The 12,460-nt window shown below is 64.3% G+C and carries 5 protein-coding genes; 2 read left to right on the top strand and 3 right to left on the bottom strand.

Annotated elements, in window-relative coordinates; all coding sequences use genetic code 11:
- The first annotated feature begins 15 nt into the window (after positions 1-15).
- Positions 16-315, top strand: a complete 300-nt coding sequence (locus ACFLIM_RS24655) for an NUDIX domain-containing protein (protein WP_393169201.1) — start codon at positions 16-18, stop codon at positions 313-315.
- 313 nt (positions 316-628) lie between these two features.
- On the opposite strand, the gene ACFLIM_RS24650 is transcribed toward ACFLIM_RS24655, so the two are convergent.
- Positions 629-1,126 (bottom strand): hypothetical protein, encoded by a 498-nt coding sequence (locus ACFLIM_RS24650; protein ID WP_393169199.1) that lies wholly within the window; start codon positions 1,124-1,126, stop codon positions 629-631.
- A gap of 1,270 nt (positions 1,127-2,396) precedes the next feature.
- Between ACFLIM_RS24650 and ACFLIM_RS24645 the strand changes: the two genes are divergently transcribed.
- Positions 2,397-2,546: a hypothetical protein gene (locus tag ACFLIM_RS24645; protein ID WP_393169197.1), complete on the top strand. Its 150-nt coding sequence runs from the start codon at positions 2,397-2,399 to the stop codon at positions 2,544-2,546.
- 23 nt (positions 2,547-2,569) lie between these two features.
- Here ACFLIM_RS24645 and ACFLIM_RS24640 read toward each other — a convergent pair whose 3' ends face one another.
- Positions 2,570-2,974, bottom strand: a complete 405-nt coding sequence (locus ACFLIM_RS24640) for a hypothetical protein (protein ID WP_393169195.1) — start codon at positions 2,972-2,974, stop codon at positions 2,570-2,572.
- Between the two features lie 8 nt (positions 2,975-2,982).
- The gene (locus ACFLIM_RS24635) at positions 2,983-12,339 is read right to left on the bottom strand and encodes a DNRLRE domain-containing protein (RefSeq protein ID WP_393169193.1); all 9,357 of its coding nucleotides are present in this window, start codon (positions 12,337-12,339) and stop codon (positions 2,983-2,985) included.
- Positions 12,340-12,460: the final 121 nt, after the last annotated feature.

The following is a 12,460-nucleotide window of genomic DNA, read 5'->3' as shown; positions in this document are numbered from 1 at the left end:
TTCACGAGGGATGGCATGGACCAGCGCGAACGCAAAGCCCAGGTGCGCGCCATCGCCATCACCGAAGACGACCACCTGCTGACCATCAAACGCATCAAGCCTGGGCAGAACCCCTACTGGGTCCTGCCCGGCGGTGGCGTGGACGCACAGGACGCATCCCTGGAAGAGGCGCTACATCGCGAGATCCGCGAAGAGCTCGCCGGTGAGGCTGACCTGACGGCTCTGGTCAGCGTCCTCGAAACCGTACTTCTTCCTGGTCCGCATCCACGCCTACGATTTCACCGAGCGCAGCGGACCGGAGTTCGCCGAACATAACCGCGGGCAGTACGTCCCGCTGACCGCGACGGGGATCGACTCGATCGCCCTGAAACCCCCGCAGACCCCCCGCGTTTCTCAGAAACTGCCTGAGCACCGGACAAGACCTGTTCGGCCGACCGATCTGCGGGCTGACACAGGCAGGTCCGCGCACTGACCCGCCGACTACGCCCCCGCGCCCATGAAGTGAGCACTCGAGTTCGAGGCCGACGACCCGTCGAACACGTCCGCCAAGGCGGACACGGACGCTCCCCAGCCGTGCGCCGCGCCTTCGACTCCGGCCCTCTGGGCAGCCAATCGGCAATCCGTGAGGTCAGCGCCGCGCGTTCGGCAAGTCATGCCGACCATCTCCAGCCTCTATTGCGATCCAGCGCGGCAGCTTTGTTCTCAATGCGGTCACATTGGGCTCCGAGAGAGAAAGAAGCCGTTCGACCAATTGCTCGGACGGCTGATCTTCGGATTTCAATATGGCCGCCGCCTGTTGCTGTGCCTGCAATTCTGCGCGGACGACCGGGCCTTCGTCCGCTTCCATGTCCTCTACGTCCGGGTCCACGCGAATATCCACTTCTGAAAGCAGGTCGCAGGTAACGGACATGAGGCCGTCCACCGCCTCTTCCTGTTCGGAGGCAACTGCCGCTCGGACTGCGTACTCTACAATTGCCACAGCCTGGCCTGCCCAATAGCTCGAATCGTAGGAGTCGTCGGCCTCGTATTCCGGCAGGGCGGCGAGCTGGCCTTCCAGCCGTCTGGCCAAGACGGGGTCGAGGTTTCCCTGGCCCGAGTTCAGCTGCCGCAACACCTCGTTGACCACCGCTACGCTCTCTTGGTCCGCATGCGCCTCGACCAGGGGAAGCACTCGATAGGCGCAACAGTACGCGAAGACGCCGAGCCGCCATCCGCTCAGACCTAGTGCTCGGGTACGCGCAGTTTCAAACCAATCCATGACAATGCTCAGGCGCGCGCCCCCTCTCCTTCCCGAACTAATCTTATCTTATCTCAGGAGTCTCATCATAGCGCTTCGACTGAATAGACGAAACGCCCCGACCCCGCGCCGGCGATGACACGGGATCGGGGCTCTTATTTCATTGCTAGGCTATTCGACTCTCCAGAACATGCGATAATCGGTCTTGACTCCCGTGCGCGCGTTCCACCTCCATGGATACATCGGTCCGTTGAGCAGGACGCCCATATCTTCATCAGAGGCTCGCATCGGTCGACGCACACGTTTCTATACCAGTTACCAGTCCAGTAGCTTAGTTTCTCCTTAGTATAGGCCCGATGGGCCCATGCTCACGCCTATAGGGCACGGACAGGTCCGCGTCCCATAAACTGGCCAACCGTTCGCGCCGTTGTTTCTCTCGGTGGCTCTAATTTCTACTGCTGGGATGACCTAGTGAGCCATTCTGTGGCCTCAGCGCGTTCATACGCCGGAGTGTTTGGATTGGCCACGTACCGCGCGACATAGTCACGGATGATCTCTACGCGATCAGGATGTGGCACAACGAGAGATCCTATTTTCTGAGACCATACGGTCCCCGCACAGATCACCCCTCCGTCGAGGGACATCATAGTGAATCCAGGGCGTCCGAACGCCCATCCCATAATTCCAGTAGAAGCTCCGGCGCCCATGATGTCCCAGGAGTCGAGAAGTTGAACTCTTACCCAGCGCAAAATCGGAACCGCACCCTCATCTGCAAAGTCCACCTGTAGCAAAAACTCGTGATCGGCCGTGAACAAACCATGCTCGCTGGCCAAATTTATCCAGCCGGCGTTGGCTTTCGCGACGAGCTGGGGATCATTGATGTCCACGGCGTGGTCACGCCTGCCGTCCTCGGGCCGACAGCTCGTGGCGACACTGGCTCCTCTAGCAGGAAGCATCAGGGCCGTTCACTCCGCCCGCCGATGCACGACCCCAGCGAAGTGATCGACATGACCGCCCGGATCCACCGTCGAAGGACTGTCACTGGACTGATCAGCGAGTACCGCAGGGCAGCCTGACCGCCCTGTAAACGCCCAGCTCAGCAGCAGTATCCGCGTTTTGGCACCGCACACGAGGCTCGTGGCATTCCGTCTCTTTCTATATGATCTTCTGCCGCATGGTCGGCTGGCTGACACTGCTGCCTCGTAGCGACGCGTCCAAGTTCATGGAGATCCTCGTGCTACGTCACGAGGTCGCGGTGCTGAAGGTTCCGGTGAGCTGGTTGAACGTTTCGGGGGAGCCGGTCGCGTAGTAGCTGTCGGCGCCGACGCGGACTCATTCAACGCATTCGAGAATGATTCCGTAGCGGTCTTCCGCGTCGGCGCAGAATTCCTCGCCGGCGCGCGCGGGAACCCGCTTGCGCCACCAAGGCTCGCCAGCCGACGATGTCACGGGCTCCTCCGAGAGCAACGCGCGAAATCTGCGGTCGATTTCCTCCACTTCGGCCGAGAACCACTCGCGTTCCGGCGTCTCGGCGATGGTCGGGTCGTCGAGCACGCACTGCAGCAGGTCCCTGATACGGAGGTCGTGCTGGTATTCAACGAGGCCGAAGTCATAGCCGCGCTCGCAGTCCGCGACCAGATCCCTCCAGAGCGAGATCGCCCTGGAGGGATAAGGTGGCGACTGCCAGCCGAACTCATCGACCACTTGTAGGTAGCGTTTGACGAAGCCGACAGCCATTCAAATTCCTATTTCTTGAACTGACTCCAGAAGTAATCCACCGGGTCCATGTGCGTGACCCGGAAGAATGTGGATATTGTACCTGACGAGTTCATGTAGCCGAAGTAGCCCGTTTTCGGGTCCACCCTGAACATTCCTCCGCCCTTCGTGGCCAGGCTGATGGACCCTTCGGGTCCGGCCCCGCCCATGAAATTCCGTGCCGCGGACCGGTAGGCGGCGAACCCGCCGGACTTGAACTCCGGCATGCCGGGCGCTTCACCGGCCTTGATCTGCTTGCCCGTCTTCGAAATGAGTACGCCGAGGACGTGCTTGGCGTAGTGCCGGTACGCCGACATGAACGAATTGAAGTCCGGCAGCCGTACTGGGCATCCGGAGGAATTGTGAACGAGCACCGGCGTCTGCTGTGCCGCCACATAGTAGGTGTGATAGTCCGCCACCGACAGGTTTCTGACGATCTGGTTGCGTGACCATTTCCTAGTCGTGACGACCTGGACGTCCCCTGCCGTGGACGTGCGGAGGAGCATGCCCGGCCGGAGCTCCTCCGCGTCCAGCCAGTCGCCGAGTTCGGGAATCCAGAAGGGGTGCCGGTCGGTGGCAACGAGCTTGGACTTCTGGTCTCGGCCACGAGCGGACCGGATGGTGATCTCGATGAGCGTCTTCTTACCAGCGCTCATGAGAACGTCGATTACAGCCTTGCCTTCGGTCTCCCCGGTCCCGGTCTTGGTCGCCATGACTTCGTCGCCGGGCCGAACATCCTCGATGTTCTTGTAGGAGCCGTCGGCCATCAGCACCTTCGTACCCATCGGGAAGCTGCTGCACGGTCGCACGCCCCTCGCTTTCCCGCCTCGTGCGCCGATGGCCATCGAACCGGCGTACCAGAGAAAGTCTCCGAACTGCTCAGCTGCGGAGGGAGTCCAGGGCAGGATGTACTCCCCGGCCGCCTTGTCTCTGGCCAGGAACAGGTGCGACTTGCGGAAGAAGTTCCGCACGAGCTCCGGTGCTATCCCGTAGTTGATGAGAGCACTGCAGACCTTGCCCACCGCTCCGCTGCTCACCGATCCGCCGGGCCCGCAACTCATCGCCCAGCTCACGGCCTTGGGATCTTTCTTGTTAAGCCGTTTGAACGCCGCCTCGTTTCCTGAGCGCTTGGCGTTGATGACCGCTTCCAGCGCCTCCTTGGTGACGTCATCCAGCGCACTGTCCAGATACTCGTGCCCTGGGCTGCCGGTACACGGTGTCGCCAGGGTGTTCCCGCATTGGCCAGGATCGGGCGAGTGTCCGTCCAGTTCTATGCCGCCGATCGGGTTCCCGCCCGTGAAGGCGTAGCGGTTGGCGGTCCAGGGGTCCATGCTGAGAGAGAGATCATCGAGCGCGCCGTTGTAGCTGTCGAGGCTGAGGAACCTGTTGAGACCCGGGCTGTAGTCGCGGAACCCCATGTCGTACAGCCCGGTGGAGTTGTCCCAGCGTTTGGCGTTGAAGCGGTAGGGGTTGTACTCCTCCTTCGCCGTCGGATCGACCGGGTCGGGTTTGTCGACGCCGGTGAAGAGTTTGTCATCGTTCTTGCCGTAGGCGGTGTAGCCATAGGTGGCACGGGTGTCGCCGGCGTCGGTCGTGATCTGCTCGACATCGGTGTGCGAGTTGTAGCCGTAGTAGGAATTCTCCTCCGAACCATCCGCGCCGACCTTCACCTGCGACAGACGCGAGCCCCACGGGCTGTACTGGAAGGACCTGACGAGTTTGCCGGCCACCTCCTCGTCCAGGACCTCGCCGGACAGGCCCAAGTAGGAGAACTGGGTGGTCTTCGCTGCGGCGCTGCCTTCCTTCTCCGTCTTGCTGGTAGTGCGGTCGAGCGGGTCGTAGGTGTAGGTCGTCGTCGTGGTGGCGCCGTCTCCACCGAGCTTCTCGTGCTTGACGACGTGGTCGAAGCCGTCGTAGGTGTACTTCTCCAGCGTCTTGCCGCCGCCGATGATGGTGCGTAGCCGTCCGTACGGGTCGTAGTTGTAGACGCCGAGCTGCCCGTCGGTGACCGATGTCATCAACCGGTTGCGGTCATAGGTGAAGGTGGTCTTCCTGCCGAGGACCTCCTCCTCCCACACATTGCTGTTGGCATCGTGGGAGTAGGTCTCGGTCTCGACCGGACCGCCCCCGACCGGCGTCTTGACGGACTTGGCGATTCGATCTCGCGGGTCGTAGTTGTAGGCGTAGTCGTGTTCCAGGTAGGCGCTGGGGCTGTCGGCGTTCTGGATCTTGGCGTGGTCGGTGGCCTTCTGCAGGTTGCCCTGATAGCCGAGAGTGTGCTCCGCCACGATCGCGGCGTTGGGTTTCCTTTCCACGCTGTGACGCAGCACGCCGGACAGGAAGTAGTCGAAGTCGACGGTGTTTCCGTTGGCCTTGGTCTCCTTCAGCGTCTCGGCCCGGGGGGTGTACCTGTAGCTGGTGACCTTGGGCTTGGCCACCGAGGTGCTGCGGGCGTCCACGACACGCTGGACCAGATCACGCGTGTCGTAGCCGTAACCGGAGATGGTCTTGTCATGGCTACGCCAGATAGGAGCGCTGTTCTCGTTGTAGGCGTAGCGCGTGGTGTTCTTCAGATCGCCGTCGAGCTTCTCCAGGATCTGTTCGACCTGGTTGAGGCCCGTGTAGGAGATCTCCCAAGTATCGATCTTGGCGTTGGGCGAGGCATCGGTGATCTTGGTGAGGTTGGCATTCGTGTCGTAGCTGTAGGAAAAGGTGTTGTCCTCGGTGTCGGGGGTGTTGGTCGTGTCCCGGACCAGCATGATGGCGTCAGCCACGATGGTGCCGTCGGCGTCGTCGGTGAGCGTGACCGAGTGCGCCAGCCCGCCAGTGAAGGTGTAGTTGCCCAAGTCCACCCAGGACCCGGCGTTCTGGGTCTGGTCGACAGTGACGTGTGCTTCTCCCCCATCGTGTTTGATGGTGTACTTGGCGTTGGTGGCGCTGGCGCCTGGTGGGTAACTGACCTTCACCCTGTACGTTCCTGCGGAAGGCATGCTCAGATTCCAGGTGAAGGTGCCCTGCCCGGTGCCCGCCGGTGCTACGGCATAGTCGTAACCGACAAATCCCTCCGTCGCGGTCACGCTGGCTTGGGGGCCGACAATGCTGGATGACGGCGTGCCACCCGTGGTGACGGTCCACGAGCCGATGCTGGCGACCTGCCCCGTGTCGGAATTGTCGCCCATGACGACGTCCAGGCCGAGCGGGACGCCCTTGTCGGAATGAGCCTTGAGTTTGCCGTCTGGGTAGTATTCCCAGTCCAAGGCACGTTGGCTGGAGCCGCCCGCCGAAGTGATCGTGCGGTTGGTCTGCAGGCCGAGCTCGTTGTAGTCGTAGGTGGTCTTGATATCCCACGGGTCGGTGGTGGTCTTGGACCAGCCGTTGTCCCAGTAGGTCATCGTGGTGATATTGCGTACCGTCTGCCCATGCGAAGGCGGTGCGGAGATCTCCTTCAGTCTCGACAGGGCATCGTATGCGTATAACGTGCTGTCGGGTTGGTTGTAGACGGGGTCATCCTTGTCGAAGGGGTAGATCTCCTCGACCGGACGGTTGAGCTTGTCGTACCTGGTTTCGCTGACGAAGTCGTCCGCGTCGTCGGTGGTCTCGACGCCGCGCGGGGTAATGGTCTTGGTCTTGTTGCCGGCCTCGTCGTAATCGAAGCGCGTGGTGACGTACTTGATGTCCCCATTGGTCTCGGCATGCGGAGCCCTGGTCTCGATCACGTCTCCGCGCTTGTCATAGACAGTGAAGGAGGTATTGCCCTCCTCATCGGTGGTGGAGAGGGCCAGCCCGTCGAGGTCGTACTCGGTGGCGCTCTCGTACCCCGCAGCGTCCTTGACGCGCATGACGCGATGGTTGAGGTCGTGTGTGTAGGTCGCGGATGGCTGCGTGCCAGCGCTCTCCACCAGCCGGAAGTCGTCCACATACAGAACCGTGGAAGCGGACGGGGTACCGTCGATCAGGAGCCGCAACTGGCCGATGACCGCAGTGGCGGGCGCGGTGAATGAGACCCTCGCCTGTGTCCACGCACCCTGGTTCAGGTCGGGGGAGATGGAGTCGGTACGCAGGACCGTCCCCTCGGTGTCGATCCAGTTCACCCCCACATGCACCGGCACATCCGTGCTGGGCTGCTGAAGCTCAGCCGTGAGGGTGTAGATCTGCCCGCCGGTGACCGGGATGGTGCGCTCCGACCAGAGCTTGACCTCGGCGTCGCTACCCGACGGGGTGAGCTTGGCGGCGGCCTTGCCGGCCCAGATCTGGTCGGTGACCCGCTCCAGAGCGCCGCCTTCAACCGTCCACGGCACGGTGGCGGTGTCGGCGGTCCAAGCCTGTTCGAAGCTGGGGTTGGCGTTCAGCGTAGCGGTACCGGCGGTCTGGGCATTCTTGCGCGGGTCGATCACCGTACGAACGTTGCCGACGTTGTCGTAAGTGTAGGTGAGTTTCTGCTGATCGGCATTGATGACGTCGGTGAGCTGGTAGATCGGGTCGTAGCGGTAGTGGGTGACGAAATCATTGGGATCAGCAGAGGTCACGTTACCGGCCGGCTCAGTCTCTGATGAGAGGTTTCCGGCCAGGTCCCAGGTGTACGTGGTCTTTCGTTCTGGGGCGGTGTCGGTGTCCTTGGGCAGGAGCGACTCGGTCAGCTGGTCGGCCTCATCGTAGATCGCGGTGGCTACGGCGCCGTTGGGCGCGGTCGTCTTGGTGATGTTGTCGTTACGGTCGTAGACCGGCGCCGGGGTGACGATGAACTCGTTGTTGTCCTGATCCTTCGGGACCTTGGACTCGAGGGGGCGCTTGAAGATGTCGTAGGTCTGGGTGGTCTTCTTGCCCAGTGCGTCGGTGACCGACAGCACGTTGCCGCGCACGTCGTATTCGGTGGTGGTGGTGTGGTCGCCCTCAACTGCGGTTTCCACACCATAGGCATCGGTGATCTTCTGCGGGTAGCCGGTCGAGTGGTAGCCGCTCAACACGGTGGGGTTGCCGTTGGCGTCGATCGTCTTGGTCGGTTGGCCGAAGCTGTCGTACTCGTGGGTGGTGGCGTAATCGTCAGGATCGTCAGACGTTGAGACACCGAGTGGGTCGGTGACCTTCGTGAGGTTGCCGCGGGTGTCGTAGTCGAACTCCCACGTGCGGGCCTCTGGAGAGCTCTTGGACGTCAGGTCGGCGACGTAGCCCTTGAAGTTTTCCGGACGGTCGTACTCCAGGGTGGTGGGGGCAGTCTGGTGCTCGTTGGCCTCGGCATCCCAGATCTTTTCCGGGTAGCCGGTCTTCGGGTCGTACTGCCACGTGGTGGTGGCGCCGTTGGCCTCTTTCAGCGAGCGGACGTTGTGGTCTTCGTCCCACTCCAGATCGGTGATCTCCTCCTTGGCATTCGTGATCAGATCGGGCCGGCCGTAGGCGTCGAGCACGTACTTGGTGGCCTTGCCCGTGCTCTGCTGGATCGGGTCGGTGACGGTGACATGGATGACGGCGTCCTGCGGGCCGTCCAGATCCTCGTAGGCGAAGTCGGTCTCGCCGCCCTTGCGGTCGGTGAGAGTCTGGAGCTTCCACAGGTTCTTGGAGTCGACCTGCGCCGTGTAGTACGCCAGCTTCGTTTCGTGGCCGCGCGGGTCCTTGACGTTGACGAGCTTGACGTTCTTGTTGCCCTGGGTGGCGTCATATTCGAAGCCGAACGTCTTGGCCTGCTCGTCGCCAGCGCCGTCGATCATCCGTGCGAGCAGGCCCTTGTCGGTGTAGGCGAACGTCATCGTGCGGCCGGCGATGTCGGTGATCGACTCGACGGTGTCGATGATGTGCGGGTTGGTCAGCTTGGTGCCCTGGACCGGCTGCCAGTTCTCGTCGTCGATGTAGGTGTAGTCCTGGCCCTTGACGTGGTAGTCCAGGCTCAGCGTCTTACGGCCGGCGGCGTCGGTGATGTACTGCAGGAACTTGGTGGGCTTGTTGTTGGACTTGCGGCGTTCGTAGGTGAACGACATGGTGTTGCCGTTCTTGTCCACGATGGCGGACTGGAAGCCCTCGGTGTCGAAGAAGAACTGGGTGCGGTCGGGCTTGGTGAACACCCAGGTGCGTAGCGGGTCGGCCGAGCCGGTCTTTTGCAGGTACAGGTGCACGCCGCGCGGGTTCTTGTAGGCGCAGTTGGCGGTGCAGGTGGGCGGGTCGCGCAACCACGCGTGGGTGGTGCCGTCTCCGTCGGTGAGCCGGACCTGCTCGGGCCAGGTCTGGCCGGGCGGGTGGAAGTCCAGTTGCGAACCGAGCTTGGACAGCGTGGAGGTTTGCAGGCTCCAGCCGTAGCCGAGGGAGGCGCTGGAGGTGTCGAGGCTGTTGTAGGTGGTGCGGACGAAGGTCTGCACGCCGCGGGAGGGGTTGGAGAAGGCGTTGTAGCTCCACACCACGTTCCCGGCGTACGGGTTGACCAGCGCGGTGCCGCCGCCGCCGGTGTTCTTGCCGGTGTAGGCGTAGAACTTCTCCAGCCCGAGCAGGTTGCTGGTGGGGGAGTCGACGCGGATCTGCTGCGGTAGCTGCGGGATGTGGTGGCTGGCCGATTTCCAGTTGTTGGTTTCGGTGTCTTGGGTGTCCCACACCAGCGACACCGCTTCGGCCAGGTTCGGCGAGGCCAGGGTGGGCGCCTTGACGGTGGCCTTCACGGTGACGGTCGCGGCGGGCGCCAGGTCGGAGGGGAGCTGGGTGAGCATCTGGCTGTCGCCGGTCACGTCGGTGCCGTCGGGCAGCTTCCAGAAGTAGCCCAGCGCGGTCCTGGAAGCCAGCCACGTTTCGTCGGTGGAGTTCGTGACCGTCACCGGCACCGTCGTGGTCTGCCCCTGCGTCAGCTGCGGCGGCGTGGCCGGGGCGTGGTAGGCGACGGCCGGGTCCAGGTAGGTGATCTCCAGGCGGGGTCGTACCGTCGGCTCTTCCGCCTCGCCCGACAGGAACAGCGCGCCGTCACCGCTGGCCGGGCAGGACTTGGCCGGCTCCTGGATCAGCCGCATCATCATCCCGTGGTTGCTGCCAGGCTCATCCACCCAGCCCTGCGCGACGGTGGTGGGGATGTCCAGGGGCAGGAACGCAGATGTCGCCGTCGGCCCGATCGTGAAGGCCTCCATCGGGGTGGGGTTGATGTCCCCGCCCGGTGTTGTCCACGCGGTGCCGGGCGCGGCACCTACCCAGGAGGCGCTCGCCTCGTCCCAGTCGCGGGTCAGGGCGTGGGTGGCGTAGGAGACCGCCCTGCCCCGGTACCCCACCCGGTACACGATCGCCCGGGCGGAGGAGATCTTCGCTCCGGCGGGGATGAAGCCGGTGTCGAAGCGCAGCAGCATCCGGCCGTTGCCGTACGGGCCCGCCATGAACCCGGCCGCCAGTTGCGGCAGCCCGCTCAGCTGGTCGTGGCCGTTGGTGAAGTCGCAGGTGGTCAGGGTGGTGTCCGCGGCCGCCTCGACCAGCGCGGTGGTCCATCCCACCTCGGGCAGTTCCACCGTGAGCGGCGCCGACATCACCGGCGTCCCGTCCGCCAGCAGCGCCGCCACCTTGTACACCACGGTGGCGCCGGGGGTGGCGGTGGTGTCCTGGTAAGTGATTGCCTGCTTGTCGAGCGGCGCGATCATGGTGGCCGTGGTCGGGGTGAAGCCTGCCTCGCTGGCGCGGTGGACCTGGTAGCCGACCAGCTCGCCCGGCCCGTCGTAGGGTTCCCACGCCAGTTCGGCGCCGGTGGAGTGCCGGATCTGCGGTTGCTTGACCCGCATGCCCGGGCTGCCGTAGGTGAGGGTCAGCCTCGGCATCGGGATCGCGGCCACTTCGGATGCCTGGAACTCGCCCGCCCAGTAGATCGGCCCGCCGACGGGGACGCTCTCGTTCGCCGGTTTGATCATCACCCCGTAGTTGTGGTCGGGGTCGGTGGCCCAGCGCTGGGCCAGCGTGGTGACGTCCCAGGTGTTCCACACCGACGGGGTGGCCGGATCGAACGTGTCGGTCGAGAGCGGGGTAGCGCCCATCGCGGTGCTGATCGAGTTCCAGGTGACCGTAGACCAGTTCCAGGGCTGGGTCACCTCGCGGGCTTCCAGCGTCATCGGCGTGACCGATCCGCCCACCACCTGGTCGTAGTACAACCCGACCTCGGCCTGATCGATCACCGCGTCGGGCTCGACCACTCCGGCCAGGTCGAACCGGACCACGCTGCGCGCCGGCCCTGAGCCGTCCACTCCGGCTCCGAGCCGGACATCGGCGCCGAAGTTGACCGTCGGCGCGTACGAGACGATCATCGCGTCGTCGGAGGTCCAGTAGTCCGGCTGCACCACCACGGTCGGGTCGATCACCACCGGCCAGGACCGCTCAGCCGCGCCCAGCCAGCCCGCATCCGGGGTCAGCGTCAGCGTGACCTGGCTGCCCTGCTGGGCCACCGACTGCGAGACCGCCGTAGAGAAGCCGCCCGCGAACGAGGCCGCCTGCTTGTCTGCGCGCGAGGCGTCGGTCATGAACGGCCGCGGGATCACGAACACCGGCTCGCTGTCCGCGCCGGCGGCGGGATCGGTGAACGCCACCGACCCGTCCGGCCGTGCCTCGGCTCGAAGGCCGCCAGCCACCTGCACCGTGAAGGCATAGGAGGGCTGGATCGCCTGCGGGCCCGACAGCACGATCTGCTCTTTGACCCCCGCCGCTCCCACCTGATACACCAGGTCCGCGCCCGCGCCCAGCGCGCCCCGGTAGCGCACCGCCGACTTGCTCACCTCGGCCGGCACATCGCGTGCCGCCCCGGCCAGGCCGAGGGTCAGCTGCGCATCCCCCAACCCGACCCGGACCAGCCGGTCGGAGCGGGTACCGAACCGCGCTGCGAACCCGGCCCCGTCGCTGACCGCCGCGTCGCCGTCCTCGCCGATCGCGGTGATCGTGGTGTCCGCATCGGTCCAGCGGCCGTCCGGGCCCAGCACGTGCACCCGCTGCGAGGAGATCTCCACCTGACGGCGGCCGTCTTCCAGCTCGAACGTCTTGCTGACCGCGGTCCGCTCCGAGGTCAGCTCCTTGACCCGCTTGCCGGGCGCCTTCGGCGCCGCCACCTTCAACGCCGGGCTGGCACCGGCGCGGCCCGGCAACGTGATCTTCTGGCCGCTCGGGCGCATCTCGCCCTTCGGCTCCTCGGCGAACCAGCCCGCCACCGTGCCGGACAGCCAGGACGCGACGCGGGTGATCAGGCCCGGCTCGGCCGAGACCACCGACGGGCTCTGGGCCAGCACCGGAGTGGGCGGCGTCAGCGAGGCCAGCAGGGTGAATGCGATCGTCATGGCGATGGCGCGCCGCCACCGTGCGTGACGACGGCGGCGGCGCGACACCTGCTCGGGAAGCGTGTCGGAGGGTAATAGCGGCACGGGGCACTCCCATCTGCGCGCGACCCACCAGGGCCGCGGATAAGGAAGATCTAAAGAGCAAAAGCCCCGTAATCACGCCATGAAGGGACATAACCCGTCAATAGGCCACCCAGAGTAACCG

Source organism: Nonomuraea marmarensis (assembly GCF_043197025.1).
Lineage (GTDB): Bacteria > Actinomycetota > Actinomycetes > Streptosporangiales > Streptosporangiaceae > Nonomuraea > Nonomuraea marmarensis.
Note: the sequence above shows the minus strand (reverse complement) of the source record. Positions and strands in the feature narration are given on the sequence as shown.

Excerpts from the sequence above, each read along its gene's own strand:
- ACFLIM_RS24640 (WP_393169195.1), bottom strand. The coding sequence starts at position 2,974 with ATGGCTGTCGGCTTCGTCAAACGCTACCTACAAGTGGTCGATGAGTTC.
- ACFLIM_RS24645 (WP_393169197.1), top strand. The coding sequence starts at position 2,397 with ATGATCTTCTGCCGCATGGTCGGCTGGCTGACACTGCTGCCTCGTAGC.
- ACFLIM_RS24655 (WP_393169201.1), top strand. The coding sequence starts at position 16 with ATGGACCAGCGCGAACGCAAAGCCCAGGTGCGCGCCATCGCCATCACC.